The 330-nt window shown below is 57.3% G+C and carries 1 protein-coding gene; it reads left to right on the top strand.

The genetic code is table 11. The features are described 5' to 3' along the window. Positions 1 to 330, top strand: a 330-nt coding sequence (locus SB725_RS30495; protein WP_410923074.1) for a hypothetical protein, incomplete at both ends; no start/stop codon positions are given.

Raw genomic sequence — 330 nt, 5'->3', positions numbered from 1 at the left:
CGTCAGCGTGAATGCCCAAGGTTTGGTGACAGGCGGTGATCAGCTGACAGGCGATGACCTGGGGTTAGGAACCGCCGCATACCTCGATGCTCAAACCAACTTACACGATGTAACCGCTGATGCGCTGATGAAGGTCGGAGCGTTCGGCTTGGGCGGGCCCGCCTATATGGCGGGTGCTGTAGATATCGGCGACCTGAACACGGTGTCCGCCCTCTATTACGTCGGTGGTGCTACGGGAGCGCCAGATGGTGAACTCTATGAGGGTTGGGTTCGCGTCTCGGTTATTACACCGGGGCAATACGCCTTTCAGGAGCTATATGGGTTTAACGA

It is taken from the genome of Pseudomonas sp. SIMBA_041 (assembly GCF_046535095.1).
GTDB lineage: Bacteria > Pseudomonadota > Gammaproteobacteria > Pseudomonadales > Pseudomonadaceae > Aquipseudomonas > Aquipseudomonas mucoides.
The sequence above is the reverse complement of the archived record's forward strand: the minus strand, read 5'-3'. Positions and strand labels throughout refer to the sequence as shown.